The following is a 25854-nucleotide window of genomic DNA, read 5'->3' as shown; positions in this document are numbered from 1 at the left end:
GCTTTGTTCAGCTCGCTGGCTCATGGATTAAGCAAATGAAAGAACCCGCTTTTCACTTTGCGTGCTTATCCTGGAGACAGGGTGTCGGTCTTGGTGTAGGGTTGGCTCCGAATGTAACCATTATGAGCCTTAGGGATAAGGCGAAAAGTCTGAGAATGCGCAAAGTTATATGAGCACAACCCCTGTACAACGTGAATATTTCCTCGACTCGATCCGCGCATGGCTCATGCTATTGGGGATCCCTTTTCATATTTCACTGATCTATTCCAGCCACACCTGGCACGTGAACAGCCAGATGCCCTCCTGGTGGCTGACGCTGTTTAATGATTTTATCCATGCCTTCCGCATGCAGGTGTTTTTTGTTATTTCCGGTTATTTCTCTTACATGCTCTTCTTGCGCTATCCCCTCAAGCGATGGTGGAAAGTGCGCGTGGAGCGCGTGGGCATACCGATGTTGACGGCCATTCCGCTGCTGACGCTGCCGCAGTTCATCATGTTGCAGCATGTTAAAGGCAAGGCGGAAAACTGGCCGAATCTCTCCTTCTATGAGAAATACAACACCCTGGTCTGGGAGCTTATTTCCCACCTCTGGTTCCTGCTGGTACTGGTGGTGCTAACCACGGTGAGTTTGCTGATCTTCAGCCAGCTGCGTCAGCGCGCGAGCACCGCATCCTCGACCTTCTTCGCCAACATCACCCTGGGCAAGCTGTCGCTGCTGTTTCTTGCGCTGGGGGTCGCGTATGCCGTCGTCAGGCGTACCCTGCTCATTGTCTACCCTCCCATTCTGAGCGATGGGCTGTTTAATTTCGTGGTAATGCAGACCCTGTTCTACATTCCCTTCTTCCTGATTGGGGCGCTGGCATTTATTCATCCCCGGCTTAAAGCGCTGTTTACCACCCCCTCCCCCTGGTGTGCGGTGGGTGCTGCGCTGGCCTTTGCCGCCTATCTTCTCAATCAGCGCTATGGCAGCGGGGACGCGTGGATGTATGAGACAGAGAGCGTGATAACGATGCTGATGGGCCTGTGGATGGTGAACGTGGTGTTCGCCCTTGGCCATCGTCTGCTGAATTTTAAATCCAGTCGCGTCACCTATTTCGTTAATGCTTCGCTGTTTATCTACCTGGTTCACCATCCGCTGACGCTGTTTTTCGGGGCGTACATTACGCCGCATATCGCCTCGAATGCGCTGGGCTTCTTCACCGGCCTGGTCTTTGTGGTTGGCATTGCCATCGTGTTGTATGAAATCCACCTGCGGATCCCGCTTTTGCGTTTCCTGTTCTCAGGCAAACCTCAGGTTAAAGCGGGATAACAAAACGGCGCCTCCAGGGCGCCGTTTTTGCACTTCAGACATCAAAATGCCTGGCTGCGCGCGGTCAAGATCCGCTGATACAGGTCGGCGGTGTGCTCATCGAAACAGACAAAAATGACTTTTTCCGGCATGGGTTTGAGGGAAAGGTAGTGATAAACGGTATTCACGGCGATCGTAGCTGCCGCTTCCTTTGGATAACCGAACACCCCGGTGCTAATGGCGGGGAACGCCATGGTCTTATACCCGTTATCCGCCGCAAGCCGCAGGCAGTTACGATACGCCTGCTCCAGAATCTCAGCCTCATGGCGGTCGCCACCGTGCCAGACGGGTCCAACGGTATGGATCACCGCTTTGGCCGGGAGATCGCCCGCAAGCGTAATAACAGCATGCCCCGGCGGGCACTCTCCCTGCTGCTGACGCACGGTTTTGCATGCTTCAAGGAGTTGAGGGCCTGCGGCCCGGTGAATGGCACCGTCCACCCCGCCACCACCCATCAGGGAGGAATTGGCTGCGTTGACGATCACGTCAACGTGCACCGTCGTGATATCGCCATGAATAACGTCGATTTGCGGTCTCATAAACACCCTCTGCAACCCGCCTTTTTCATCAGTGTATCGCAGAGGGAGAAGGAGAAAAACTGCCGCGAAAAAAACGTCGGTTAGCGGTAATCCACCTGAACGACCGCAAGCGTTTTCTGTTCATTCAGGTATTTCATGCTGACAGCGGCCAGAGCTGAATGAGGATGATGGCCCCGGAGCGCCTCGTCATAACTGATGGTATGCGTTTTCATACGGTTATTTTCCGGACAGGAGATCGCAAACTGCTGATGCCGGGGCGTGACTTCGCACGGGTCAGCGACCACCGCGCCACGAAAATGAATCACCCCACCATTTTCTATAGTTGCTGAATAAGCCGGAGAAAAAAAAGAGGACAGGATCAGTCCCAGACCAGAAATAATACACGCTGCGGATTTGAACATTATTTGTACTCCTCAATGAAATTCGTCCTTGAGGGGTAAAAACGCTCCGTTATGAAGTATCAATTTAAGCAACCCGATGACTGGGTTCTTGATATCAGCATAGCTTACCTGTGCAGCGCCGCCACTTTATTAAATCATTGATTTCATGAATTATTAAAGCGCACTTACCGGTGCGTTCCACTGCTGTGATAAATGAAGCGATTTTCCATCGGAAACGGTGACGATTATTTTTACCGCATCCCCTGAGCGAATATTTAAACTGATTCGCGTTAAATCAATCGGCTGATTAGCGGGTATAAAAAGAGTATTTTTCTGCCGCGATGTACTTTGTCCCCCCTGCCCCTGTCGGACAGATAACACCTCAACCTGACATTCGCAGGCGTCTGCCAGCGTGACCTGAGGAATAATGGTTGCCATATTTGCCTGCTGTGAGGTGCTGAACGTTATCTGGCTGGCAAGCGCGGCAAGGAGAATGAAGGTGCTCATGAGATCCTCCCGAAAAAAAACAGGGCGCATGCCCTGTTTTTTGGTACAGAAATGAATCAGTACTGGTGTGCGGTCGCGTTGTTGCCAAAGCCAACCTGGTGCACAGTCACCGTTGAGCCGGACGCTGTCTGGTCTACCGCCGCGCCGTTGCCGCCGCCGAACTGTTTCACGTTGATAACAGAGTCTTTGCTATTCCACTGGTCGATGGTGGCGCTGTTACCAAAGCCTTTTTGCAGCAGATCGATAGAACTGTCATCAGAGCCCTGGCCAACATCTGCGCCGTTACCACCACCATGCTGGGTAATGGTCAATTCAGAATCTCGGGCGTCCGTCTGCAAAGCAAGCGCGGAGTTACCGCCGCCGTACTGGTAAATGCTCAGGGTTGAGTCAGGGCCGTTATTGCCGCCACCCCAGCCACCACCGTGGCCGCCGCCAAATTGTGGTACCGCACCTGCGAAAGCACTGCCAGAAACTACGATTGCTGCAATAACTGCCACTTTGAAAAGTTTCATGGTAAACCCCCATCGGATTGATTAAGGCGTCACACATCGCTAACGTTGAATAACGCGAATAGCCATTTGCGACTGTCTCTGTACTACAACTGCTGTTTTCTGCGTACCATACTGCGTTATATTCGCCCTGTTACCCGAGCCTTTCTGGATAATCATGGCGGTGTTGCCAAAAGCGCCCTGCTTAATACTCGCATCGTTGCCGTTGCCGGTCTGATCGATATAAGCAAGGTTATACGTCCCTGACTGATCAACATTCGCGCGGTTATTCCCGCCCTCCTGAGAAATAACGGACAGCAATTTAGAACCGCCCTGGCGTACATCAGAATTATTTCCTGAACCCTGTTGACCAATAATGGCTGCCTGATTGTATGAAGCTTTACTTAATTCATTTATCGCAAAATTATATTCAGAACTGGCTAAATCTGAATCACCTGCGATTACAAACCCAGGCGCACCCAGTAATGTAAACATCATAAACAACGTTTTGTTTTTCATGCTGTCACCCTGGACCTGGCTATAAAAAAGTATTTCTTGCTCCGTTAACGCGATTCGTTTTGTTAACGCCGCGTTACGGAAAAGAGTATGTCTGCCGAAACATGTTTAATATCTCACCCGTGCGCCTTATTTTTATATTCTCCTTCACCTCAAAGTCGTAAATCTCGCCTGAAACGACGGGATACACGCCTAAAGCAGAAACCAAAAATGTCTTCCTGCGCTTGTACAACAGCGAGACAGACTGTCCAACCTGCACCGGCTTCTTCTGACAAAAAAGACAATGCCCTTTGCCACGCGCGTGACACGAAGCAAGTTTTCTTAAGAAAAAATTCTGGCTTAGGGAAGTCTTATGTTTTTAGCAGAGATCATACTTTTTACCGGCTGGCTTAGAATAATACAAAGCCAAATAATTCAACCCATTATAATATACTTTATGGTTTTTAAAATCTGTGCACGTTTATACACATGTACAACTTTCCCCTTATCTTAAAATCTATTAGCCCTGAAATATACACAAATTAATATCGAATTTTACATCCTGTTACACGATTAACACTTGCTTTAAAGTTTGCAATAGCTAGATTGAAAACAGCAGTACGTTATTTGTTTTTAATTTTACCGCCTCCTTTGGAGGAAGGTTTTTTAACTACACACAGCAGTGCCACACCTGTCAGTACCTCTGGTGCCCTTTTCAATAATACGAGGGCAACTGCCGGGTGTCATAAATAACGTGGGGTTTCATCATGTTTAATGAAGTCCATAGCTTACCCGGTCATACATTATTGTTGATCACAAAACCTTCCTTACAAGCGACAGCGTTATTGCAGCATTTAAAGCAATGCCTGTCTCTTAACGGGAAACTGCATAATATTCAACGTTCTTTTGATGATATCGCTTCTGGCAGCATCATTCTTCTCGATATGATGGAAGCGGATAAAAAACTCATTCATTACTGGCAAGATAATTTAAGCAGGAAAAACAATAATATCCGCGTATTGTTATTAAATACGCCTGATGAGTATCCTTTCCGCGAAATTGAGAGCTGGCCGCATATTAACGGCGTGTTTTACGTCACTGAAGAAGAAAACCGTGTCGTGGAGGGTTTGCAGGGCATATTGCGGGGGGAGTGTTATTTCTCGCAGAAACTGGCCAGCTACCTCATTACCCACTCCGGAAATTATCGCTATAACAGTTCGGAATCGGCCCTTCTGACGCACCGTGAGAAAGAGATCCTGAACAAACTGCGTATTGGTGCTTCAAATATTGAAATCGCCCGTTCGTTATTTATCAGCGAAAATACGGTTAAGACGCATCTTTATAATCTTTTCAAAAAGATAGCTGTTAAAAATCGCACGCAGGCGGTGTCGTGGGCAAACGATAACCTCAGGCGTTAATAGCATGAAACGCACCTTAAGTCGGATTGCCGCCGCAGGCATTATGCTTGCTGCCGGAAACCTTCAGGCTGTTGAGGTAGAAGTTCCCGGACTGTTAACCGACCACACCGTCACCTCTGTCGGACACGATTTTTATCGTGCCTTCAGCGATAAGTGGGAAAGCGATTATCCGGGTAACTTAACCATCAACGAACGGCCCAGTGCGCGGTGGGGAAGCTGGATCACAATAACCGCTAATCAGGACGTTATTTACCAGACTTTTTTATTCCCAACGAAAAGAGACTTCGATCAGAACGTCGCTTTCGCGCTGGCACAAACAGAAGAAGCTATTAACCGCCTACAGTTAGACAAAGCCCTTTTGAGCACAGGCGATTTAGCAAAAGATGAGTTCTAACAACGATACCAATTTCGGAGGCTGTAATGCGTCTCGCACACACAGTGATTTCGTTAATGCTCATTGCGCCGTTGAGCTGGGCCGGAAATATGACATTCCAGTTCCGCAACCCTAATTTTGGCGGCAACCCGAATAACGGAGCCTTTATGCTTAACCAGGCTCAGGCTCAAAACTCCTATAAAGACCCCAGCTATGACGATGATTTCGGTATCGAGACCCCGTCAGCCCTGGATAATTTTACTCAGGCCATCCAGTCGCAAATACTAGGTGGCTTATTAACTAACATTAATACCGGAAAACCCGGCCGGATGGTCACTAACGACTTTATCGTCGATATTGCCAATAAAGACGGGCAGCTTCAGTTAAATGTGACAGACCGAAAAACCGGTAAAACGTCGACAATCCAGGTTTCCGGTTTGCAGACCAGTTCAACTGATTTCTAAACAACCCCGAAATAAGGACAATTATTATGCAGCGCTTTTTTATTTTAGTTGCAGTGTGCTTATTAAGCGGTTGTTTAACTGCCCCGCCAAAAGAAGCCGCTAAACCCACCCTGATGCCTCGTGCCCAGAGCTATCGGGATCTGACGCATCTGCCGGTCCCAACCGGAAAGATATTCGTCTCGGTGTATAACATTCAGGATGAGACGGGTCAGTTCAAACCGTATCCGGCCAGTAACTTCTCGACAGCCGTACCGCAGAGCGCCACCGCGATGCTGGTTACCGCCCTGAAAGATTCTCGCTGGTTTATCCCGCTGGAACGTCAGGGGCTGCAAAACCTGCTTAACGAACGAAAAATCATTCGTGCCGCGCAGGAGAATGGTACCGTTGGCGTCAATAACCGCATGCCGCTACAGTCTCTCACCGCAGCCAATATCATGGTGGAAGGCTCGATTATCGGCTACGAAAGTAACGTGAAATCGGGTGGCGCGGGTGCGCGTTACTTTGGCATCGGGGCCGACACGCAGTATCAGCTGGACCAGATTGCCGTCAACCTGCGCGTGGTTAACGTGAGCACGGGTGAGATATTATCCTCGGTGACCACCAGCAAAACGATTCTCTCTTATGAAGTGCAGGCCGGGGTATTCCGCTTTATCGATTACCAGCGTCTGCTGGAGGGTGAAATTGGCTATACCTCTAACGAGCCGGTCATGCTGTGTCTGATGTCGGCCATCGAAACCGGCGTGATTTTCCTCATTAATGACGGTATCGATCGCGGCTTGTGGGATCTTCAGAATAAAAGTGACGTGAGTAATGCGGTGCTGGTGAAATATCGTGAGATGTCGGTGCCGCCAGAGTCATAATCAGCGGCGCATAAAAAAGGCGAGAATTCCGTCTCGCCTTTTTTTATTTACTTACCGCAGGAACGCTCTGGCTCTTCTCGCGTCGGGCCGCAAGCCAAAGGCCGCTGTTCTTCATGGCGTAGCCAAACAGTAACCCCAGCATGAGCGAAGGGACCACCAGCTTCCAGTCCCCCTGCCCTGCAAAGGTCGCGCAGGCACCCATGAACGTGCCGGGCACAAAGGACAACAGCAGATGTTTTGCCTGAACGCACATCAGGAAGGCCACAATGCCGGTCATGGCGTACCCCAGGATTTCCACATGCGGCGCCAGCGCGCTGCCTTTCATAATGACCAGCGCCCAGACCACGCCACTCAGTAACGTGCAGCCTGAAATAAAGAGCCCTTTGAGACCACCCTGCGGGCAGGCGAAATAGGCCGTGCAGCCAAGAAAACCAGCCCAGCTCAACAAGCCGAGAGAGACAGCCACCCAACCCCAAAGGCCGGAGAGGATGCCAGTCGTGATTGCAATATAAAGTAATATGTTCATGGTGCGCATCTTAGCAGATGCGCACCATATAAATGAGATCAGAAGCACATTACGTGCAAGTTGAAATGTATCGTTGCAGGATTTTTGTGATTCAAGTCACTCTTCGTTCTCTTCTTCCAGCTCGTCCCACATAGCAGCGATAGCGTCACGCGTCAGCGGAGCCAGCGTTCTCCAGAATGGCGAGGTGGCGTGGGCTTCCACTTTACCCAGGAAGGTGCCAACCCACGGCAGCAGATACGTTTCGAACAGGGTTTCAATCGCCTCGTTCTCATCATCACCTGCATTATCTTCAATCCAGGAGGCCGACAGCAGCAGGGTACCGATATGATCGGCAGGCATATCCGTCAGCGGCATGCCGCGTTCTGAAAGAAACGCCCGAACCTCCGCTTCGGTCGCACCTTCCTGCCAGGCAGAACGATACGGCGACACGCGACACTCTTCCCCCACAAACAGCGCGTTGTAATCCGTTGAAATCTGCTGCATATCGCAGCTTTTTTGCAAGCGTTCCAGCAATTCATCCTGTTCCAGCGGCCAGCTCTGCGCCAGTTTACCTTCACGAATCAGGGTAAACAGCGGAACCAGCAGCGGATCCTGCGGCTGGCGGTAATATAAGGTGCCCAGCACGCGGCAAAGGATGGAAAACTCATTCATGTTTTTATTCCGTTATTAATTAAAGATCGGCAAATTCATCAATCGGCGCCATGCCGCGCGACTCAAGGAAGTCGAGCATACGACGCGGCGTGACGTTCAGGATCTGTTCTTCCGGGAAATTCACGTCCCGCAATATTTTCAGGCACTCGCTGAAATCCCCCAGCGTGAAGGCCGTGTGTGAATCAGAGCCCAGCGCCACCATGCCGCCCGCGTCACGCACGGCCGCCGCCACTTCGCGGCAGTTGGCTTCACTGCCCTTACGCGAGTGAACAAAGGAGGAGTTGTTAATCTCCAGCGCCACGCGGTGCTTCGCTGCCGCCTGCGCCACGGCCTGAATATCAATCGGGTATTTCGGATTCCCCAACTTCAAATAGATGCCAATCATGATACTATCCCCTCACAGCAAGAAGTAACGAGGAAAAATAATGGCGACAAGGCTCTATTCATATGTCCGTTGGTCCACAGATAAGCAATCCGGCAACACATCATTAGACAGGCAGACAGACAAGGCGAAGGCGTTCGCCTCTCTTCACGGTCTGGAGTATGTCCAAATCCTGGACGCTGGGATCAGCGCCTTCAGGGGTAAGAATACCACACAGGGGGCTTTAGCGGGCTTTATTGAGGCTGTTAAGGCTGGGGCAATCCCAAACGATTCTTACTTGTATGTGGAAAACCTGGACCGACTGACGCGCCAGGACGTTATGACGGCGCTTAACCTGTTCACGGGGCTGTTATCGCTGGGGCTAACCATAGTCACGGGGATGGATGGGAAAGTTTACTCCCAGGACAGCGTAAAAAATAATGTGACCGATCTCATGATGTCCCTGTTTCTATTCTCCCGGGCCAATGAGGAATCACTCACCAAACAGAAGCGAGCGCATGAGACCGCCCTCAAACTGATAGACCGCCACCGCGCCGGGCTACCAGTGAACATTAAAAGCGCCGGATCGGCCCCGTGGTGGATTGATGCCAGCATGGGAACATATGAGGCGGTAAAGCCCCACCCGGTCCACTGGAAAGCCGCACAGAAGGCAGTAGAGCTAATGTTAGAGGGTTGGGGCTGTTTCCGTGTGGCCTCTTATCTCACTGATAACCCTGATTTATACCCACCGCCGAGGGGGAACCGTGGCAAGGGCAAGAAGCGATCAGAATGTTGGGCTGTGGCTAACCTCAAGGCAATGAGGAGCAACCGGGCGCTGTACGGTGAGAAGGTGATCACCATCGACGGCGTTACGCACAGGCTTTCTAATTACTATCCGGCAGTATGCAGCCAAACAGACTTTGCACGGCTTCAGGATGTGGCCTGTAGCAACCGCCACAAGGTTGGAGAGGTTCGCCAAACAATCACCCTCCTTTCTGGTCTGGGTCTCCTCCGCTGTGGACACTGTGGCGGCTCTATGAGCTTCTTTTCCAAAGAGGGGCGGATCAGATATGTGTGTGAGACCGGGAAGAATAAAACCTCCTCCTGTCGTGTGTGGTCTGTCTCCGGTCAATTGGTGGAGCGTTGCCTCCTTGCCCCACTTATCCGGGGCTATATGGATCTAATGATGGGTAAGCAAGGCAAGCGGGAGGACCTCACACAGGCCATAGAGGCCAAACGGGGAGAACTGAACGGGATAGAGAGCCAGATCAGCAACATAACGAGCGCCATTACAATGGGCGGCAATATCCCGGCGTTGGTTGCCTCTCTTCAGGCATTGGAGCATACAAAATCCGGCGTACTGGTTGAACTGGAGCGCCTCACCCAGCGCCAGGCCCTACAGGATGGAAAGGATCACCAAATTGAAAGTATGGTTGACTTCTACGAGCTATTGACCCCGGATCTGTTGGAAGATACCACAGACGAAAGGCGGCTAAAGGTCCGGGAAGTGGTCCGGGCTGTTGTGCGCTCTGTGACGCTCTCCAAAGGCCCCGACAAAGCGCTAACCCTGTCTTATGAATTACAGGATAAAACGGCTTACGTGTACACAGGGACGCTTACAGCAGAGGGTAAGAAGGGATACACGCTGGAGGTGGTAAACGGGGATATTCAGATCAACGGGACAGAGGATAACGAGGAGGCTCAACGGCTGATCGGCGTGATACAGGACGCCGAACAGGAATACCACAAAGCAATCTCTAAGATTCTGGCGGGCTTCCCGGCTGTGCCCGGCTCTCACTTCTTTGGAAAACGCTGAAATTTTAATTAACCTGTAAAATCATATATATAGGCCCCTTTCATGGGGCCTTTTTTGTACATAAAATAACCTAATTAATTTTTATTGCATTGTAATGAAAAGTGTGTATTGCAAATTGCAACAACCACTGTTAAAATATACAGTATGAGTTAGAGATTACCAAACAGGCCACAGAGCCACCCACCGCCCTAACTCCTGAACCCTAACCACTTTCAGGAGATCCGCTTATGTTTACTGCACCTTCCAAACTGTCACACCGTACCGCGCCGCCGTCCGTTACTGTCCAAACGGTTAACCCTAAGACAGGTTATCGCCCGGTGTACGGGAATCTATTCTCCTGGTCTGACTCTGATCGCGTTGTACATGCAGACGTCCAGATCAAATCCTCTTCTACTCTTCACTAATTCAGCAAGGAGCGCCCAACATGGCTATGAAAGCAACTATTAACACCCTGACCCGTGACAACCTGATCGCATGGGGCTACGAGTACGACGAAAGCGCCCCGTTTGCTATCGTCCGCAACTTTAAGACCACAGGCCCCAAACCAGTGGGAAGCCTGAAGGGTGGCGCGGCTGTCATCCCGCTGCCTAACGGCGACCGACCACGGGCCGGGGTTGTCTCCTGGATTCTCCACAATGGGGACATTCCAGACGGTTACACTGTGGCCCTTCAGGACCCGGCAGACGGGCGGATCGGTAACACAGAACTGATTACCAAAGAGGAAGCCACAGAACGCCGTAGAGCGGCCCGCGCCGCTGCTGCCAGTGGACCCCGTGGAGTGTCCACCCTGCCCCGTGGGATCACACAGGACAGCCGAGGGTATTACCACGCCTCTTTCATGGTGAGCGGTAAGCGAGTGAGTAAGACAGGCCGCGATCTGGACTCTCTAACCTTCTGGCTGTTTAAGGAGCGTGACGGTATCGATCTGACTATGGGCGGCAAGCTGTGATCAGTCTGGTGGGTGCGTACATCGCCGAACAGAAGCGCCGGGCCAAACGCCGCAAGCGCAAGTAATACTAACCCCGCCTCTGTGCGGGGTTTTTTATTGGCTCTTTTCCTCATGGAGCCGTAGCGCTTTCGCTAACTCCAACTGAAAGGCAAATGACAGGCGGGAGCGGCTGATCTTGATACCGTCAATAATGATGTATGTAGGGTAAGCGGTAACCATACGCCCGCCATAGGGAAAGCGTTTAGGGTGGGTAGACTTATCGTTATTCATTTATATGCCATCCGTCTGGGTGGGGGTAATCCCGGCAACGGATGATTGATCTAAAATCGATCAAAATCAATAACTTAACTGATCCCCATTTCCTGGGGGTGGTACAAGTCCGCCTCCCCCAGCGCCCTATCTTGTGTGGGAAAATATCTTAGTGTTTGGATATAGCAGCCAGGCATGGCGAACCGACCCCCCAGGGGGCCGTGATTATGTTTCACAAATATCTGCACCTGTCAACACTGATCATTCATCCACCCACCCACTCTTTACACTTCTTGACATTACAGACCCATACCGATCCGACTCTTCAGGCCCTCTATACAAATCAAACACTTAAAAACAACAGTATTGTATTCTGTCCTTTTACCCTGTGGACCAGTGGCCCCGCCGGGCCACCCTGGAGGCGTCCGCCTCCCCTGTGCGCCTGTGGCGCGTTATTTTGTGGCAAGCAATACAAACCCACAGGGTTAAGAGTGGTAGCGCCACAGGCGCATACAGAAAGCGGGTCTACAGAGGCCCTCTGAGGGGCGAAGGCTTTCGCCCCGGTTGGTAATGAGAAAGACTATCGTTTACAAATGATATTGATTCTCATGTGGGAATAAAAAAGCTGGGGATTTTTTCTTGAGGGTAAATTGAAAATTTGCCAGGCAACACCATAACGAAACATTAATTAATTTCCCACAAATACAGTAACTTAAAGGCGCTGGGGGGGTCAAATCACCTTACCCGCTTTGTGGTAATAGTACATTAAGTAACCATCATTTACCCACTTAAACAGGCCATTACCTCCCCTGCTGGGTCATTACTCTGCCATTAAACGCGATTAAACCCGATTTAATTCACTAAAAAGACACATCTTAAAATTAATCATTTTTGTCGTTTACAAGTGCATGTTTTTGATCAAGAATTGATCACAGTTAGGATCTGGAGGGTACAGAATGAATTTCGTAGAAGGCTGTAAATCAGTTCAGGAAGTGAAAGCGGTAGCAACAGAGTTACTCAAACAGGGCAAGGGGCTGACGCTGTACCGTGACGCCTGGTTATTGGGTTATGAGTTAATGCTGAGGGTGTCGGATCTGCGCTCTATCCGTTATGACGACATCAAAGGCGATCACCTTGTCCTGTCCCAACAGAAAACGGGTGAATCTATCCGGGTGAGGCTCACCGATACCGCTAAACGCATCATAGCGGCCCGGAGAGAGGCGAACCCTGATCATGTGTACCTCTTACAGTTGGACAGCCACAGGAGCAAGGGAAAGCCTGTGAGCCGCTCCAAATTGCATGAGGAAATTAGCTACGCCGGGGAAAAGCTGGGGCTGAATCTTTCGACCCACAGCATGAGGAAGAGTAAACCAACGATTGGTTATGACAACGGGGAGGATATAGCCGTAATTAGTAAAGCATTAGGGCACAAATCGTTATCCAGTACGCTCCATTACATTGGGGCCACACAACGCAAAGTAGATGATTTTAGTGATAAATATTCAATAGAGGATCTGTTATGAAAAGTCAGGCTGTCCGTAATTCTGCCCGCAAAGCACGTCGCCAAAACATGGTCATATTGCTGGCGGTGGTAATGATGGGGACCTTTTCCGCCGATGAGGCTAAAGCAAAGGCGATGTATTCGGGCCGTATTACCATGAGTGACCCACAGGAGGAGACCACAGCGGACGGTAAGCGGGTCTGTATTTACTCCAACAGTATTTACACGTTTACCACGGTTACCCGGTCCCAGAATTGCCCATACAGCAAAACGTTTGACACAGAAGATGCCGAATGATTTCGGTGAAACAAAGTTTCATGGCTAAAGCCACAAGAGGGATCAGAATGACACAGGAAAGAGAAAGAGAGGCGCAGGAGATCCGGCAAGATACAGCCCGCGCCAATGCTCACAAGTAAGTAAGCTATAGCAGAGTACCAAAAAGAAAAGGCTCCCACCAGGGGAGCCTTTATTGTATGGGCGGTTACTGTCCGCCCTGCATCAGCATATTGAAAGCGTGCTGGTTATTGGTCTCAACTTCAGAGCGGACCAGATCACGGACCTGTCCATCTTGCACTTTCACATTGACGTTCACATTTAGCGGCTGGTTTAGCCACGCTGGCGGCGTCATCAGTGGATTACCTGCCATATCAACTTTAAGCTGTGGCGCTGTAATCGTCGGCGTAGGGGGTACATAACCCGGATTAGAGTAAGAGCTAACCCACCCTGTTTTCTCTGCTGGTTTGGCAAAGTCTGGATTAGTCGGAAGGGATGGACTGTGGAGGAAATCCCACAGTTTACCCAGCGGGCTATCTTTCTTCAGATTGCCCCCGGCGGTGGTGTCCTGTCCATACATGGCGTCGTTAGCGTCCATGACTTTATCCCAGGCATAATCCCCACCTACCGAACCGATCGCAATGCCCCAGCCAACAGGACCGCCAGAGAGAGCCGCAAGGCCCCCGGCCTTACCAACTTTCGGACCCCGGCCCGGTTTGTTTGGCTTGTCTTTACCTTCCCCACCAGATCCGCCAGTTGTAGCGGCTTCAATGCCACCAATAGCGGCGATCCCTTTCATCACCCCCAGCAATTTGGTTAGCGGGTTGAGCATGGTCAACAACCATTTAAAGGCCCCGCCCAACTTCCAGATAGAGCCAGCGAACAGAGCCACCCCGGCGGCGTATGCTGCCATTTCTCCCCAGGATTTAAGCTGCTCACCACTGATCCCCATTTTGGCGGCGTAATACTCAATAATGCGGAAGGTTAGGATCACAGTGTCGTGCAACTCTGTAAACGCATCTGTGGCACCCTCAACGATTTTCCCGGCGATATGCCCGAACATCTCAAAGGCCCCACCAGAGCCGTTAACAGCGGCGCTGATAGCGTCGAAAGCGCTGGTTAGTGAGTTACCAAAGCCAGAAGTAAAGAAGATATTCATAGCGTTCTGCATACTGGTTTGCAGGCGCTGCCAGCTTGCCCGGTTGGACTTCATAGCCTTATCCAGAGCGCCGCCGTTACGGGCTGCGGCTTTCATCTGTTTAGCCACTTCCGGTAGGATGTCCTTAGAGAACAGCTTCCCTTGTTGCATCAGGTCAAACAGATCCTTTTCTGTAAGGTTGGTTGTCCCTTTCATCTGGTTGAGAGCCTTAACGAACAGACCCACAGCGCCCGGGAGAGCTTCAGACAATTGGCCTTTGAGTTCTTCACTCATTACCGTGCCTTTAGACATCATCTGGTTCAAACTTTTCAAAGCGCGTGATTGGGATTCGGAGTCTGCACCAGTTACAAGGCCCCATTCACTGGCACCCTCAAAGATGGATCGCATCTGGTCTTTAGGGAGTTTGTCCCCAACAGCGGCGGCAAATTGAGTGTAATCCTTGCTTGTCTTGAGGAGGTCAAGGCCCAAACGGTTGGATTGATCACGCAGATAATCAAACTCTTTAGCGGCTGCATCTGTGGAACCGGTGATCGCTGTCAGACCCGAAAGCGCGGATTCAAAATCCTGTCCGGTGGTCATGATCTTGCCGGAGAGCGCCACAGTTGCGGCAATGGTGATCGCCCCGCCTGCACCCTCGATCATGGAGGTATCCAGTTTGTTAACTTTGGCGGTTACTGGAATTGTGGCTCCCCTCATGCCTACCCGGCCTTGTTGGCGCATGGTTTGCTGAAGTTTTGACACACGGGCGTTATATTCCTGCAATGCCATAGCCCCGGCGTGATACTGGCGCGTAAGCTGTCCAAACTCCTGGAGGTGTCCAGCACGTTGGGCCGGGGTCACGTTGGCGTTAGCGGCTGAAGTGCTGAAGCGGATAGCTTTAGCGCGGATTGTCTGGATCTTACGCTCCGCTGCGATCTGTGCTTTGGCTGCTTTGGCGTCTGCTGCCGCTTTGGCTTTGGCTTCTGCCAGTGCTGCTTTTGCGGCGGCGTCCTGCTGTTTCCGGCGGATCTTGGTGTAGGCGTTTTCCTCAAACTTGAGGCGTAGCGGTTTCATCTTGGACGCCACTTTGTCCCACTCTTTCCCCACCTGTTTGATACGGTCAACCGTATTTCTGTAACTTGCTGAATCTACAGTAAAAACCGCTCTATTTACGGTTTTCGTCAGAATCACGTTACCGCTCATTATTCAGCCCCTTCCAGTTTGGTGGCCTTCAGGGTGCGCCCTGCTGCCTTGTTGATGATTACCCGGCGGTGACCTGCTGGCAGGTCTGCGGATTTGGTCAGGAGAGAGACCGGGCGACCGTTGGCGCTGAATCCCTGATCCTTGTGACACAGAGCAATTCCCCGGCTCTTAATGGCGCGGCCCTTTTGGGCGCTGTCTGCGGCATTGGTGGAGGCTTCCAACTGGGTGGAGTACAGAGCGATAGCCTCATCCAGTGACAGATCGGCCTGTGCCTTGCGGAGTTCGTTCTGTTTGGTTGCCTCTTGGGCTTCCCGCTGGCGCTGTTCTGCCTTCTGAATTTCCAACTGATTGAGGAGGTGCTTAAATGCTTCCATGTGAGAGGGTCCTTATAATGAAAGTGAGTACCACACCCCACAGGAAGAGAGAGGCGGGCTTAAAGGGGATGTAGAGGAGTAAGGCGAGAAAGTTAGAGAATCTTGTCTGACGCTTAACCAGTTTGGAACCTAAGTAATCCTTTAGGTCCCATTCCGTTGGGTTGGACATAATTACCGGGATTTAATGATTGCCTGGCGGGTCTGCTGACGTGCTTCAGAAACGATTAGACGCACACGGCGCTTATTCGTCCCCTCTTTGTATACAGGGTTTTCCACATAGCGGGCGCTGCGTAGATTCTGCAAAACTTGGTCATACGGGAGCATTTGCTCCACCAGGTAACGGGGTGAAGGTTGGGTAAGAAGTAGTGAGACCATCTTACTGTTAATCCCCAGAAGTTCCGCCATTTTGGAGAGGCTCAGGCCGTCGGCTTCCATCTGTTTAGCCATAACGCCTTTTTCAGCCAAAGTTAGCGGGGTTTTTTGATACTTCTGCGGGTTGTGGTTGCGCTTTACTTTCAGGACGTAAGCCAGTGACACATTAAACGCCGCTTGGATGGCTTTAGCGCTGTGGCCCTGTACACAGGCCCGCTTGATCTTCAGGATTTGATCCGGGGTTAAGTGGCTCTCATCCATAATCCGGCGGGGCTTGTTTGCTGCCAATTTCTCAGCCAGTGCGTTTACTGCGGCCTCTTCCTCAGAGGATAAGGCTTTGAATTTGGTTGTAATAAATTCATTCATGCGAGAGTCTCCAGAGGGTTGTAAAGCGCGGGGGTTTGGTGTAGAGTGTTATTAGTGGGAAATCAATTGCAGATTTTTAGAAAGCATCACCAAACTGATCAATGGCGCTTTCTTCTGGCTCCAGATATTCAACAGGCAAGCCGTTGACCATCATCACATTAGAGCCAGCCACATAATTAATAACAGGGTTGCGTAAATCATCGTTTGCGGCCCCCTGCTCTACTGGCACAGGGACAGGAGCGGGACGAACAGCGCCCCCGCTGCGGTCCACAGGAGAAGCTCCAGGCGACGCCGGGCGGCTTTTATGTACGCTGTCAGATCCACACTTAACAATTCCAGGCTGGTTAGTTCCTGCATTCTCTACGGTCTCCACGGGTTGGGGTGCTGCGGTTGGTTTGGTTACTTCAGGTTTGGCGGCTTCAGGGGTTCCCACCATTTCCGGGGTGATCGGGTTAACTGTGTAATTCAGCGTCCCGCCGTTCACCTGCTCGGTTTTGTTAATCAGGCCCATTTCCACCATATCTTTTAGCAACTTGATAACGGTCTGACGGGTAACGCCTAATTGACGCTTCAGGGTGTCTTGTGAGAAATAGGCGATCTGCCCGTTCTTCTCAAAGCCTTGGATCAGGCTGTAGGTGATTTTCATGTTCCCGGTGAAAGTTTTCCCGGCGACCTTCTCAATATTCAGGAGGTCATTTTCCAACATTACAAAACCAGATTTATTTACTGCGGCTGCTGTCATTTTGGGAATCCTTAACAGAGGTGGAATTAACGGTTTTCAGGTACTGGCTAACGGCTTTCTTAACAATGGTGTGAACGCTGCCATGTTCACGGGTGGAGGCCAACGCGAAAAGCTGCTCCATCACATAGGGATCGAAGCTGATCCCCAACTCTTTGTTTTTACTCACAGGCAAATCTCCTTTAATTCTGCAATGTCTTCAGCGGTGATGTTGAGGCCGAACCAATCACCCCACCAGTGCGCAGGGGCGACAATTCCCGGGTTGCCAATCGTCACCAACTTGGAGGGGCTAACCTGCTTCAACATTTCGTAAATGTCATCGTACAGGGTTGGGTCCAACTGGTTGATCGTCTGCTGTGCATACGCTGACAACACAGGGGAATCACTCAAATCAACATAAGGCTGATATTTGCTCATTGTTTCCTCTCCAAAAAGTAAGTTAAAAATTAATGTACGATTACGACGGGAAGCTCTCCGGTGATACGCTCAAACTGATCCGCCGCATTCAACATGATGTAGGCCATTACCTCGTCATATTCCATCGGGACGCCCTTAGCCTGGAACAGACTTTGGAATGCAAGGACAACACTTGCTTGCAGATCCGTAGACTTGGAAGCGAACAGCGCAACAGTTGCTTTAAGCTCTAATGCCTTCTCTGCGTCCATCTCTGTGATTTTCCCTGCGAGGCGCTGAGACTGGCGCATAACGCCGGAGGCGCTGGATTTGGTCAATTCAAGGGCCTGCGTAATCGCTTCTACTTCTCTCATACGTCCGGCGGCTTTCATCCGGCTGCGGGTTTCTGTCAGGGTCTTACGGGTCAAATCACGCTGATCGACACGATCAACCATTTTTTCAACATCAAGGTAAATACTCATTGCAATCTCCTGTTAGGTGGGCTATAGTATGATGGGGATTTTCATATCTGGTTAACCGCCTCATCACAATATCTATTTTACACTATTTGACAATGATTCGCAATAACTTTATTGTTTTATCTTGCGATCAGTTATTTATTGTGCTATAGGCACAGAAAGCCCCTGTAAAGCTCTCAGAGCGCCGGAGGGCGTTTATAGGGTGTTTCCTTGTCTACGTAGGAGAGAGCGCCACAGCGGCGCGTTTAGGTGGGTTCCCGTGGGTTGTGGTTCTGTACGCTGTACCGGGCCGGGGACCCCACCCCGCCGCCCAGAGGTCACTATCCCAAAGGCAGAAAAGAAAGGCGCGTTGCGCTTTCTGTTCTGCATTGCCCAAAAGGAGGCTAACCCGTTGGGCGTAGCCTGTCCAAAGAGGCAAATCACTTAACCATTAATCAATCTCTAACACTCCCTTAAAGATCTTGACCTGGCCCCTGGGGTTAGTGTTATGGGTTAGTCTTATGATTAGTATTATTGTGTAAAGAAATCATACACCCCCCTGTCTCAAAAACAGACACCCCTGTAAAGAAATCATACACCCCCCTGCCCGGAAAATATTTCCGGGGTCCCTGTCTGGAGTGAGCCACACAGGCGAGACTCCACATTGTGGGAACAGGCCCACGGCCTAAAACCTGGTAAGGCCGATCAGGCCGAGAAGGTTTTAAGGTTAATAATATATGAGTGAAATAATTAAGAGCCTAAGCGATTAATTATTGAACGATATATATTATATAAAAGATCTTTTATTTAAGAGTGAAAGAGGACTTGTCAAAGTCCGATTGAACGATTATAATAAAAATCTTTTATTTAAAAGACGTGTGGGTGTGCGCGAAGGCGCGGGCGTGAGTGCGTATGCACACGCAAATAACATGATCTTTATAGTATGTCAATAAAAATTAATTCCAGCCTTACCTGCTCAATTATCAATCAATAATCCCTCTATCCTCTACAACCTCCTGTAAGGCTCTCCAGCGCGTCCGCCACTGTAGCAAGGTCATTTATCATCTTACCCCATTAAAACCCCGTGGAGGCTCTCCTGTGGCCCCTGTGGGATGCTCCCGCCTCTCTCCTGTGTCGCTTCTCCGTACCAGCCGCCAGATCTACCCACAATCTCACTTAACACACCAATCAACACAATGCAATTAATTTTTATTGCAAATGATAATCATTCGTGTTAAACTAATATACATGGTGTGGGATGTGGTGAGTATGTCGAAATCGCCGTTTTGCAGCTTACCACCCCGCACCTGTACAGAACTTTCATTAACGTGTGCTTTAGCCAGCCCCTGTGGGTCTGTACTGAGTGAGCCGGGCGGACTTCTCCCCCGCCCCGGCCCTCACCCAAAGCGTTCTTTCAACTCCACTTGCCAGAATGCTTTGTGTGCGGTCCTCTCCTCAAGTTCCGCCAGTTGATGACACTCCTACGATTCAAAATGCCTCTAATCATAGGGCTTGCTCCACAGGCCCTATCCTAAAGCGTCGCTAAAAGTCTCTTAGACTGCGGCTCTTCAGAATACAAGCGGTCTCCTTCGATTGTATTGGCCCTCCACGGGGTCCACAGTTGGGCCGGGGGTGGTTCCCCGGTTGCAACGATAAACTGTTGATTTGCGTCGATGGTTTCCGGGCGTATTTCAGGCGTCCGTTTTCCTCTGTGGCTTCTTTGCTGAACCATGAAAGCAAATCATGTAAGGCTCTGAGGCTACACAGGAAAACAAGTGATCAGACAGTAAGTTACATTGCCTTCTCCCGGTCTCTCCTACCGGGTTCTTTTTTGTGGTTATTTGCCCATCGGCTGGCGGTTGCTCCCGTGACGCTGGCGGGTGAGTGACCACAAAAAAGAGGTTTACACCTCCCCCCACCCTGCGAGGGTGAGAGAGAGCCAGATTAGAAAGGGCGGCGCGGATGCCGCCCTCTTCTATTCAGCCCACGGCCTCCCATCTTCCAACAATTCGGATTGCCCTCTCTGGCGGTCCTTATATCCGGTGCAATGCCGGATCACCCTGTGGACTCTCTCCACGTCTAAAACCCTCCATAAGGAAAACCTTTATGAAAACTTCCGAGCGCTACCCGGTAACGCAAGGCGACGTAATCGTGAATTACGCCTCCAGCCTGTTTGACCGTACCGAAGTCACCGCCCCAAGCCTCCCGGCTGATGTCTATTGTGGGGATATTCTGGACAGCAAAACCTTTGCCCTGTATGACTCCGCCGCCGCTGACGCTGGCAAGCCGATCATTAACCTTTCCTCAATGTCCGCCGATGGACAGAATAAGACCCTGGTTATTGTGGATCGCCACGTTGTGATCACCGATCACTTCCTCCGTGCCAAAGACGCCGCGAGCAAAAAAGCCGCACTGACCGCCCTGACAGCTTCCGGTGACGTTCGCCTGGCTATCAACGCCGATTACTTCAAAGCATAAGGAAATCACACAATGGCTATTGATTTTAAACAGTTTGAAAAGCTGGACACTGTAGCGGCGATCAAAGATCAACCAGCAGGTAATTACCTGATCTCTGATCTGGGTATCTTCTCCGATGTTAACTCAACCACCCCAAACGCCCAGATTGTGGATATTGTGGAAACTCAGGTTAGTGAACTGGAGCAGGTAGCTAGGTACGGATCGGAGGTGAACGCTATCAAGACCGATAAAACCCTGTTGCGTAACCAGGAGATCCCACACTACGCCACTGAGGCGGATGTAAAAACTGCTGACTGGCAAGGTCTGGTAAGCCCGGCTAATCCGGATCAGGCTATGGCTATCACCGAAGTGATCGCTGCTAAAGCTATCCGTATGCGTAACTATCACCTGGAAACAGTTGAAAGCACACTGGCCCGCGCCCTGTTCAAACAGTCCGCCAAAGCGGCTAAAACTGACGACGGTGATATCGACTTTCGAACGGCGATGGGTGCCGATCCGCTGAGTTTCGACCTCGACGGATCAGCAAGCGCTAACGTGTATGCACAGCTCGCGAAGATTCGCCGCATGTTGGTTAAAGAGTACGGCGCGAGCCGCTCTTATCTGGATCGCTTCTTTGTCTTCTGCTCCCCGGATCTGTATGACGCACTGGCGAGCCACCCGGAAGTAACCAGCCTGATCACCAACAAAGTGGCGGAAGCTGCAAAAGGCGCTCTGATCCCGGTTAACACTGCGGGTTATGACTCCTTCAACATTGGCAACATTACTTTCATTCTGGCGGACGATGACCGCTACGAAATCGAAGAAGGTTCCGGCCTGTTCGTTCCTAAGTTCAATACAGCAGATCGTAACCCGTTCAAACTGGTACATGGCCCAGCATCCCGTAATCAGGATATTGCCGCTAAAGGTGTGATCAGCCCTTACTACCAAAAAGTGATGGTTGACCGTTACAACATGGTAACCATTCACCAGGAGGCGAGCTTCATTCCTCTGAACCTGCGCCCGAACTACACGCTGAACGTCAAGCTGAAGTAATGCAGATTGCCCCCGGCTCCGGCTGGGGGTTATCCCTTCCGGTTATATTCATTTTTACTTTTACACTGAGGTAACACATGAAAGTTTCAATCAATATCCCCGGCGCTGGTCAAGTCTATGTATCTGGCGCGGCGGAAGTCGTAAACCGTAAAGCACTGTGTAGAGAGTTGGGCCTGTGTAACGTGACGTTTAGCCGTTTGGAGTCACAACACGGTTTTGAATACGCGCTTAACGTTATGATCGCTAAACAGCGCCTAAAAGGTAAGTAACATATTGAATTTTAAAGAGGCTGGCCTTAACGGGTCGGCCTTTTGTCGTTTCTGGGGATTGGAATCTAAAAATATTTTGGGTTTCCCGGGTAGCTGATAATGTGCACGTTGCCGCTGGCAATAGTGGCAATCATCGCTGCGGTGTTGGTCTCTTTATCCTGGGGCGCAAAGACCGGCTCATGGAAGCCAGCGAGGATCAGATCTAAAGAGGTCAGCATCGGGCCGGTGCAGTCAATTTCACCGTCGGTATTTTTGATGTTCGCTTCGATGCCGCGCAGTATCCCAATACCGTCCACCAGGCGTGGCCAGATACGCATATTCACAAAATGCCAGTAGTGCGGCGCATCCGCCATATCCGGACCGTGATCGGTTATCGCAAACAGTTTGATGCCTTTCAGCTTCGCCTGAGCGATATAATCATGGAGGTTACTGTAAGCGTGGGTACTGGCGACGGTGTGCATATGCAGGTCAACGGGATACATCTTTCTCTCCTCTGCGGTTTTTCCAAAGGATAGCAGTTATCAGCGGCGAATATTAGCAAAAACCCGGCGAACGCCGGGTTTCTCTCAGTAGCCTCGCTGTCTGTCGACCTGTCCGGTCACCGCGTTGCCCTTCTCAATTTCGCTGATGGTATGCGAGATGTACGCCACGGCCTCCGCCGGTCGCGTCACGGCCGCAATATGGGGCGTCATCGCCACGCGCGGATGTGCCCAGAGCGGGCTATCTTTTGGCAGCGGTTCGCGGCTATACACATCCAGCATTGCGCCTTTCAGTTTGCCGCTATCCAGCGCTTTCAGCAGATCGTCTTCCACAACGTGTACCCCGCGCGCCAGGTTCATTAAGTAGCTGTCTTCTGCCAACTGGTTGAGGAGCGTGCCATTGATAATGCCGACCGTTTCCGCCGTATTCGGCAGCAGGTTAATGAGGACGCGAGTCCCTTTCAGGAACGCCGGGAGTTCGTCCGTTCCGGCAAAGCTCTCGACGCCCGGATACTCCTTACGGCTCCGGCTCCAGCAGCGCAGTGGGAAACCCCACGGTGCGAGCGCTTCGGCGACTTTCGAACCCAGTACACCCGCGCCGAGGATGCCGATGGTGAAATCTTCACGCTGATAATCCGGAAGCGGTTCCCAGTGGGATTGCTGTTTAAACGCCTGATAATCGTCGAAACGGCGGAACCAGTGCAGCACCTGGCTCACGGCATATTCCTGCATCTGCTGCCCCATACCGGTATCTTCCAGACGAAACAGGGGAATATCTTCCGGCAGCATTTCAGGGTGTGCCTTCAGCTTACTGAGAATGGAATCCACCCCCGCACCAAGAGCAAATACCGCCTTCAAACGGCGTCCCTGAAGCATTTCGACCGGGGGATGCCAGACCAGCGCGTAGTCGGCATGTTCATTATCGCCCTGTTTCCATTCGCGAACGCGTGCGCCAGGCAGTGCCGCCGTGAGCGCGTTAATCCAGTAAGCCGTATCAAAAGTGGGGTGAAAGAAGATAATATCCATAGTCATTGCCTTTTATTGCGCTGTTTTATTTTCATTTTCAACTGGCTTGCCAGCATAACAAATTTATTGCTAAACCGCGTTGCTGATAAAAGAGGCGCATTTCGCACATTTAGGAATCAGGTTGCCTGAAGTTTGTCTAAACACGCTAAATTACTGAAAAAGTGGGTTGACGGCAGTACGGCTTTTCCTTACATTAGCGCCCGTCCCGACAACAACGGGATGACAATATGGTGAGGTGTCCGAGTGGCTGAAGGAGCACGCCTGGAAAGTGTGTATACGGCAACGTATCGGGGGTTCGAATCCCCCCCTCACCGCCATATTCAAGACAAGAGCTCGTACGAAAGTACGGGCTTTTTTCTTTTATATTCTCCGTAAGGAGATTCGCTCCCTGCGTTCTTTATGTCGGGTGGCGCTACGCTTACCCGACCTACAAAAAGCTAGTCTTCAACCATCTTTGCATACTCTTCGGTGAGAAAATCCACCAGCGTCCTGACCGATGGCAGCAGGCCGCGCCGGGATGGATACACCGCGTGGATCACTTCCCGTCTGGGTTCCCAGGCATTCAGCACCCGAACAAGTTCACCTGAAGCCAGCTGATCCTTCACCATCAAAATGGGCAGCTGTACCACGCCCACGCCCGCCATCGCCGCCTCCCGCAGCGCCAGCATGTCGGTAGTCACCAGGCGCGGCGTGAAGTGAATTTCTGCCTTTGCGCCCTCCGGCCCGCTCAATTCCCACTTATGCAGGTGCTTGCCCGCCCCCATACTTAACCCCGGCCACTCGCTGAGTTCAGAGGGCATCGCCGGGTTGCCCATCCGTTCAATCAGTGCCGGCCCGGCAACCAGACAGTGCCCCCTGTCCGCCAGCACCCTTAATACCAGATCGCTGTCATCAAACGGGCGCGGACGAACGCGGATCGCCACATCCACCCCCTCCGCCACCAGATCGACCCGGCGGTTGGTGGCTTCGAGCTGGAGGTTGATCCCTGGATAGCGCGCCATAAACCGCGCCAGCATGGGCCCCACGTGAACGTGCAGCAAGGTGACAGGACAGGTGAGCCTGACCATACCGCGCGGCTCAGCCTGTAAAGCAGCCACCGCCTCCTCCGCAGCTTCAGCCTCCACCAGCATAGCTTTACAGTGCTGATAGAATGTCTGCCCCACCTCCGTCACCGCAAACTGCCGCGTGGTACGTTGTATCAACCGAACACCCAGGCGTTCCTCCAGCTGCGCAATCCGACGGCTCAGTTTCGACTTAGGCTGATCGAGCGCCCGACCCGCCGCTGCAAAGCCGCCATGCTCCACCACCTTCACAAACCATACGAAATCATTGAGGTCCTGCATACGCCTCCATTGTTCCATTTAAGGAACAGTGAATGTCATTTTTGCTATCTACCGGGATATTAACCCTGAATATAAGCTAATTCCATCAACAGGACATCAGGAGTTAATCATGAAAAACGTAACAGGCGTGTATACCGCACCTCGTCCGCACTGGGTCGGTGACGGTTTTCCGGTTCGTTCGATGTTTTCTTATCAGACGCATGGCGAGCCCCTGAGCCCGTTCCTGCTGCTGGACTACGCCGGACCGCATACCTTCCCTGCGGATGGCGCGAAACGCGGCGTGGGCGAGCATCCTCATCGCGGTTTTGAAACGGTAACCATCGTCTACTCAGGCGAAGTGGAGCACCGTGATTCAACCGGCAGAGGCGGCGTTATTGGTCCAGGTGACGTGCAGTGGATGACGGCGGGCGCAGGCATTTTGCACGAGGAGTTCCACTCCAGCGCGTTTTCGCAGAAAGGCGGTGAACTGAAAATGATGCAGCTGTGGGTCAACCTGCCCGCCAAAGACAAAATGGCGACGCCTGGCTACCAGAGCATCACTCAGGCGGATATCCCGGTGGTCACCCTGCCGGATAACAGCGGAACATTGCGCGTGATTGCTGGCCGCTTTGGAGAGGTAACCGGCCCGGCGCATACCTTCTCACCGCTGAACGTGTGGGATCTCGCGCTGCATCAGGGTAGCCACCTGACGCTTAATCAGCCCGAAGGCTGGAGCACGGCGCTGGTTGTCGTTGAAGGCAGCGTGACGGTGAACGGCACCACGCCTGCCGGTGAGGCGCAACTGGTCGTGCTGAGCCAGAGCGGTGACAAACTGCATCTCGAAGCCAGCAGCGATGCCAAAGTGCTGCTGATGGCCGGGGAGCCGCTGAATGAACCCATCGTGGGCTATGGCCCGTTTGTGATGAACAGTAAAACCGAAATCGCCGAGGCTATTCGCGATTTTAACTCCGGCCGCTTTGGCCAAATCTAAACGTAATAAAGGAGCG

The 25854-nt window shown here is 51.5% G+C and carries 30 protein-coding genes, 1 tRNA gene and 2 pseudogenes; 14 read left to right on the top strand and 19 right to left on the bottom strand.

What is annotated here, in order from left to right; translation table 11 throughout:
- Positions 1-169 precede the first annotated feature (169 nt).
- Positions 170-1309 carry a glucans biosynthesis protein MdoC gene (gene mdoC, locus O1724_RS08850; protein ID WP_126296695.1) on the top strand — a complete coding sequence of 380 codons (1140 nt, stop codon included), beginning with the start codon at positions 170-172 and terminating at the stop codon, positions 1307-1309.
- A gap of 41 nt (positions 1310-1350) precedes the next feature.
- Here the strand turns inward: mdoC and ymdB are convergent, their stop codons facing one another.
- From ymdB to csgB, 5 genes are all read right to left on the bottom strand, one after another.
- Positions 1351-1887, bottom strand: coding sequence for an O-acetyl-ADP-ribose deacetylase (ymdB, locus tag O1724_RS08845; RefSeq protein WP_022650775.1), 537 nt, complete (start codon positions 1885-1887; stop codon positions 1351-1353).
- Between the two features lie 80 nt (positions 1888-1967).
- Complete coding sequence (locus O1724_RS08840) at positions 1968-2288, bottom strand: type 1 fimbrial protein (protein ID WP_003858038.1); 321 nt, start codon at positions 2286-2288, stop codon at positions 1968-1970.
- 153 nt (positions 2289-2441) lie between these two features.
- Entirely contained in the window at positions 2442-2774 is a 333-nt protein-coding gene (csgC, locus tag O1724_RS08835) for a curli assembly chaperone CsgC (protein WP_463726393.1), read from the bottom strand.
- A 56-nt stretch (positions 2775-2830) separates the two neighbouring features.
- Positions 2831-3286 carry a curli major subunit CsgA gene (csgA, locus tag O1724_RS08830; RefSeq protein ID WP_003858043.1) on the bottom strand — a complete coding sequence of 152 codons (456 nt, stop codon included), beginning with the start codon at positions 3284-3286 and terminating at the stop codon, positions 2831-2833.
- 39 nt (positions 3287-3325) lie between these two features.
- Positions 3326-3781: a curli minor subunit CsgB gene (gene csgB, locus O1724_RS08825; protein ID WP_023315797.1), complete on the bottom strand. Its 456-nt coding sequence runs from the start codon at positions 3779-3781 to the stop codon at positions 3326-3328.
- Between the two features lie 743 nt (positions 3782-4524).
- On the opposite strand from csgB, the gene csgD reads away from it, so the two are divergent.
- The 4 genes from csgD to csgG are packed head-to-tail and all read left to right on the top strand — an operon-like array spanning position 4525 to position 6872.
- The gene (gene csgD / locus O1724_RS08820; RefSeq protein WP_003858049.1) at positions 4525-5175 is read left to right on the top strand and encodes a biofilm master transcriptional regulator CsgD; all 651 of its coding nucleotides are present in this window, start codon (positions 4525-4527) and stop codon (positions 5173-5175) included.
- Positions 5176-5179: 4 nt separating this feature from the next.
- The gene (gene csgE, locus O1724_RS08815) at positions 5180-5569 is read left to right on the top strand and encodes a curli production assembly/transport protein CsgE (RefSeq protein ID WP_126296696.1); all 390 of its coding nucleotides are present in this window, start codon (positions 5180-5182) and stop codon (positions 5567-5569) included.
- Positions 5570-5595: 26 nt separating this feature from the next.
- Positions 5596-6012 carry a curli production assembly/transport protein CsgF gene (gene csgF, locus O1724_RS08810; RefSeq protein WP_003858054.1) on the top strand — a complete coding sequence of 139 codons (417 nt, stop codon included), beginning with the start codon at positions 5596-5598 and terminating at the stop codon, positions 6010-6012.
- A gap of 26 nt (positions 6013-6038) precedes the next feature.
- A complete protein-coding gene (csgG, locus tag O1724_RS08805) occupies positions 6039-6872 on the top strand; it encodes a curli production assembly/transport protein CsgG (RefSeq protein WP_003858055.1) in 834 nt (277 codons plus the stop codon).
- Between the two features lie 43 nt (positions 6873-6915).
- Here the strand turns inward: csgG and O1724_RS08800 are convergent, their stop codons facing one another.
- The 3 genes and pseudogenes from O1724_RS08800 to O1724_RS08790 form a co-directional block, all read right to left on the bottom strand.
- The gene (locus O1724_RS08800) at positions 6916-7398 is read right to left on the bottom strand and encodes a DUF1097 domain-containing protein (RefSeq protein ID WP_126296697.1); all 483 of its coding nucleotides are present in this window, start codon (positions 7396-7398) and stop codon (positions 6916-6918) included.
- 96 nt (positions 7399-7494) lie between these two features.
- Positions 7495-8049, bottom strand: a complete 555-nt coding sequence (locus O1724_RS08795; protein ID WP_126296698.1) for a TorD/DmsD family molecular chaperone — start codon at positions 8047-8049, stop codon at positions 7495-7497.
- Positions 8050-8068: 19 nt separating this feature from the next.
- A pseudogene (locus O1724_RS08790) lies at positions 8069-8410 on the bottom strand (phosphatase); the annotation flags it as partial.
- Positions 8411-8474: 64 nt separating this feature from the next.
- Here O1724_RS08790 and O1724_RS08785 point away from each other — a divergent pair.
- Complete coding sequence (locus O1724_RS08785) at positions 8475-10226, top strand: recombinase family protein (RefSeq protein ID WP_479983964.1); 1752 nt, start codon at positions 8475-8477, stop codon at positions 10224-10226.
- A gap of 424 nt (positions 10227-10650) precedes the next feature.
- The gene (locus tag O1724_RS08780; protein WP_479983963.1) at positions 10651-11175 is read left to right on the top strand and encodes an HNH endonuclease family protein; all 525 of its coding nucleotides are present in this window, start codon (positions 10651-10653) and stop codon (positions 11173-11175) included.
- Positions 11176-11268: 93 nt separating this feature from the next.
- On the opposite strand, the gene O1724_RS08775 is transcribed toward O1724_RS08780, so the two are convergent.
- Positions 11269-11445 carry a hypothetical protein gene (locus O1724_RS08775; RefSeq protein WP_180277885.1) on the bottom strand — a complete coding sequence of 59 codons (177 nt, stop codon included), beginning with the start codon at positions 11443-11445 and terminating at the stop codon, positions 11269-11271.
- A 935-nt stretch (positions 11446-12380) separates the two neighbouring features.
- Here O1724_RS08775 and O1724_RS08770 point away from each other — a divergent pair.
- Together O1724_RS08770 and O1724_RS08765 are read left to right on the top strand one after the other, a co-directional pair.
- The gene (locus O1724_RS08770) at positions 12381-12947 is read left to right on the top strand and encodes a tyrosine-type recombinase/integrase (protein ID WP_126523699.1); all 567 of its coding nucleotides are present in this window, start codon (positions 12381-12383) and stop codon (positions 12945-12947) included.
- Entirely contained in the window at positions 12944-13222 is a 279-nt protein-coding gene (locus tag O1724_RS08765; RefSeq protein WP_341272288.1) for a hypothetical protein, read from the top strand. Before O1724_RS08770 ends, O1724_RS08765 begins: the two co-directional genes overlap by 4 nt.
- Positions 13223-13406: 184 nt before the next feature.
- Here the strand turns inward: O1724_RS08765 and O1724_RS08760 are convergent, their stop codons facing one another.
- The 7 genes from O1724_RS08760 to O1724_RS08730 all read right to left on the bottom strand — a co-directional run bounded on the left by O1724_RS08760 (position 13407) and on the right by O1724_RS08730 (position 18265).
- Positions 13407-15539, bottom strand: a complete 2133-nt coding sequence (locus tag O1724_RS08760) for a tape measure protein (RefSeq protein WP_479983962.1) — start codon at positions 15537-15539, stop codon at positions 13407-13409.
- Positions 15539-15913: a hypothetical protein gene (locus tag O1724_RS08755; protein ID WP_085036095.1), complete on the bottom strand. Its 375-nt coding sequence runs from the start codon at positions 15911-15913 to the stop codon at positions 15539-15541. The genes O1724_RS08760 and O1724_RS08755 overlap by 1 nt, the downstream gene beginning before the upstream one ends.
- A gap of 171 nt (positions 15914-16084) precedes the next feature.
- Positions 16085-16651: a hypothetical protein gene (locus O1724_RS08750; protein WP_076737834.1), complete on the bottom strand. Its 567-nt coding sequence runs from the start codon at positions 16649-16651 to the stop codon at positions 16085-16087.
- A 76-nt stretch (positions 16652-16727) separates the two neighbouring features.
- A complete protein-coding gene (locus O1724_RS08745; RefSeq protein WP_479983961.1) occupies positions 16728-17393 on the bottom strand; it encodes a helix-turn-helix domain-containing protein in 666 nt (221 codons plus the stop codon).
- Positions 17371-17559: a hypothetical protein gene (locus O1724_RS08740; protein ID WP_007666096.1), complete on the bottom strand. Its 189-nt coding sequence runs from the start codon at positions 17557-17559 to the stop codon at positions 17371-17373. Before O1724_RS08740 ends, O1724_RS08745 begins: the two co-directional genes overlap by 23 nt.
- Positions 17556-17807, bottom strand: coding sequence for a hypothetical protein (locus O1724_RS08735; protein WP_479983960.1), 252 nt, complete (start codon positions 17805-17807; stop codon positions 17556-17558). The genes O1724_RS08740 and O1724_RS08735 overlap by 4 nt, the downstream gene beginning before the upstream one ends.
- A gap of 29 nt (positions 17808-17836) precedes the next feature.
- Positions 17837-18265: a hypothetical protein gene (locus O1724_RS08730; protein WP_105645503.1), complete on the bottom strand. Its 429-nt coding sequence runs from the start codon at positions 18263-18265 to the stop codon at positions 17837-17839.
- 2082 nt (positions 18266-20347) lie between these two features.
- On the opposite strand from O1724_RS08730, the gene O1724_RS08725 reads away from it, so the two are divergent.
- The 3 genes from O1724_RS08725 (at position 20348) to O1724_RS08715 (ending at position 22020) form a co-directional block, all read left to right on the top strand.
- On the top strand, positions 20348-20719 hold the full coding sequence (locus O1724_RS08725; protein ID WP_105645450.1) for a hypothetical protein: 372 nt from the start codon (positions 20348-20350) through the stop codon (positions 20717-20719).
- Between the two features lie 12 nt (positions 20720-20731).
- On the top strand, positions 20732-21751 hold the full coding sequence (locus O1724_RS08720) for a major capsid protein (RefSeq protein ID WP_479983959.1): 1020 nt from the start codon (positions 20732-20734) through the stop codon (positions 21749-21751).
- Between the two features lie 77 nt (positions 21752-21828).
- A complete protein-coding gene (locus tag O1724_RS08715; protein ID WP_105645446.1) occupies positions 21829-22020 on the top strand; it encodes a hypothetical protein in 192 nt (63 codons plus the stop codon).
- A gap of 71 nt (positions 22021-22091) precedes the next feature.
- On the opposite strand, the pseudogene O1724_RS08710 reads toward O1724_RS08715, so the two are convergent.
- Both O1724_RS08710 and ghrA read right to left on the bottom strand, forming a co-directional pair.
- A pseudogene (locus O1724_RS08710) lies at positions 22092-22502 on the bottom strand (PHP domain-containing protein); the annotation flags it as partial.
- A gap of 84 nt (positions 22503-22586) precedes the next feature.
- A complete protein-coding gene (gene ghrA / locus O1724_RS08705; RefSeq protein WP_126296699.1) occupies positions 22587-23525 on the bottom strand; it encodes a glyoxylate/hydroxypyruvate reductase GhrA in 939 nt (312 codons plus the stop codon).
- Between the two features lie 229 nt (positions 23526-23754).
- Between ghrA and O1724_RS08700 the strand changes: the two genes are divergently transcribed.
- A tRNA-Ser gene (locus O1724_RS08700) sits at positions 23755-23842 on the top strand.
- A gap of 120 nt (positions 23843-23962) precedes the next feature.
- Here O1724_RS08700 and O1724_RS08695 read toward each other — a convergent pair.
- Positions 23963-24868, bottom strand: a complete 906-nt coding sequence (locus tag O1724_RS08695) for a LysR family transcriptional regulator (protein WP_015570854.1) — start codon at positions 24866-24868, stop codon at positions 23963-23965.
- A 109-nt stretch (positions 24869-24977) separates the two neighbouring features.
- On the opposite strand from O1724_RS08695, the gene O1724_RS08690 reads away from it, so the two are divergent.
- A complete protein-coding gene (locus O1724_RS08690) occupies positions 24978-25838 on the top strand; it encodes a pirin family protein (RefSeq protein ID WP_003858066.1) in 861 nt (286 codons plus the stop codon).
- Positions 25839-25854 lie beyond the last annotated feature (16 nt).

The organism is Enterobacter cloacae complex sp. HYC074_NIDB, assembly GCF_056673345.1.
This window is presented reverse-complemented; position numbering and strand designations above follow the sequence as displayed.

Coding starts and splice junctions, on each gene's coding strand:
- mdoC (WP_126296695.1), top strand. CDS start 170: ATGAGCACAACCCCTGTACAACGTGAATATTTCCTCGACTCGATCCGC.
- ymdB (WP_022650775.1), bottom strand. CDS start 1,887: ATGAGACCGCAAATCGACGTTATTCATGGCGATATCACGACGGTGCAC.
- O1724_RS08840 (WP_003858038.1), bottom strand. CDS start 2,288: ATGTTCAAATCCGCAGCGTGTATTATTTCTGGTCTGGGACTGATCCTG.
- csgC (WP_463726393.1), bottom strand. CDS start 2,774: ATGAGCACCTTCATTCTCCTTGCCGCGCTTGCCAGCCAGATAACGTTC.
- csgA (WP_003858043.1), bottom strand. CDS start 3,286: ATGAAACTTTTCAAAGTGGCAGTTATTGCAGCAATCGTAGTTTCTGGC.
- csgB (WP_023315797.1), bottom strand. CDS start 3,781: ATGAAAAACAAAACGTTGTTTATGATGTTTACATTACTGGGTGCGCCT.
- csgD (WP_003858049.1), top strand. CDS start 4,525: ATGTTTAATGAAGTCCATAGCTTACCCGGTCATACATTATTGTTGATC.
- csgE (WP_126296696.1), top strand. CDS start 5,180: ATGAAACGCACCTTAAGTCGGATTGCCGCCGCAGGCATTATGCTTGCT.
- csgF (WP_003858054.1), top strand. CDS start 5,596: ATGCGTCTCGCACACACAGTGATTTCGTTAATGCTCATTGCGCCGTTG.
- csgG (WP_003858055.1), top strand. CDS start 6,039: ATGCAGCGCTTTTTTATTTTAGTTGCAGTGTGCTTATTAAGCGGTTGT.
- O1724_RS08800 (WP_126296697.1), bottom strand. CDS start 7,398: ATGAACATATTACTTTATATTGCAATCACGACTGGCATCCTCTCCGGC.
- O1724_RS08795 (WP_126296698.1), bottom strand. CDS start 8,049: ATGAATGAGTTTTCCATCCTTTGCCGCGTGCTGGGCACCTTATATTAC.
- O1724_RS08785 (WP_479983964.1), top strand. CDS start 8,475: ATGGCGACAAGGCTCTATTCATATGTCCGTTGGTCCACAGATAAGCAA.
- O1724_RS08780 (WP_479983963.1), top strand. CDS start 10,651: ATGGCTATGAAAGCAACTATTAACACCCTGACCCGTGACAACCTGATC.
- O1724_RS08775 (WP_180277885.1), bottom strand. CDS start 11,445: ATGAATAACGATAAGTCTACCCACCCTAAACGCTTTCCCTATGGCGGG.
- O1724_RS08770 (WP_126523699.1), top strand. CDS start 12,381: ATGAATTTCGTAGAAGGCTGTAAATCAGTTCAGGAAGTGAAAGCGGTA.
- O1724_RS08765 (WP_341272288.1), top strand. CDS start 12,944: ATGAAAAGTCAGGCTGTCCGTAATTCTGCCCGCAAAGCACGTCGCCAA.
- O1724_RS08760 (WP_479983962.1), bottom strand. CDS start 15,539: ATGAGCGGTAACGTGATTCTGACGAAAACCGTAAATAGAGCGGTTTTT.
- O1724_RS08755 (WP_085036095.1), bottom strand. CDS start 15,913: ATGGAAGCATTTAAGCACCTCCTCAATCAGTTGGAAATTCAGAAGGCA.
- O1724_RS08750 (WP_076737834.1), bottom strand. CDS start 16,651: ATGAATGAATTTATTACAACCAAATTCAAAGCCTTATCCTCTGAGGAA.
- O1724_RS08745 (WP_479983961.1), bottom strand. CDS start 17,393: ATGACAGCAGCCGCAGTAAATAAATCTGGTTTTGTAATGTTGGAAAAT.
- O1724_RS08735 (WP_479983960.1), bottom strand. CDS start 17,807: ATGAGCAAATATCAGCCTTATGTTGATTTGAGTGATTCCCCTGTGTTG.
- O1724_RS08730 (WP_105645503.1), bottom strand. CDS start 18,265: ATGAGTATTTACCTTGATGTTGAAAAAATGGTTGATCGTGTCGATCAG.
- O1724_RS08725 (WP_105645450.1), top strand. CDS start 20,348: ATGAAAACTTCCGAGCGCTACCCGGTAACGCAAGGCGACGTAATCGTG.
- O1724_RS08720 (WP_479983959.1), top strand. CDS start 20,732: ATGGCTATTGATTTTAAACAGTTTGAAAAGCTGGACACTGTAGCGGCG.
- O1724_RS08715 (WP_105645446.1), top strand. CDS start 21,829: ATGAAAGTTTCAATCAATATCCCCGGCGCTGGTCAAGTCTATGTATCT.
- ghrA (WP_126296699.1), bottom strand. CDS start 23,525: ATGGATATTATCTTCTTTCACCCCACTTTTGATACGGCTTACTGGATT.
- O1724_RS08695 (WP_015570854.1), bottom strand. CDS start 24,868: ATGCAGGACCTCAATGATTTCGTATGGTTTGTGAAGGTGGTGGAGCAT.
- O1724_RS08690 (WP_003858066.1), top strand. CDS start 24,978: ATGAAAAACGTAACAGGCGTGTATACCGCACCTCGTCCGCACTGGGTC.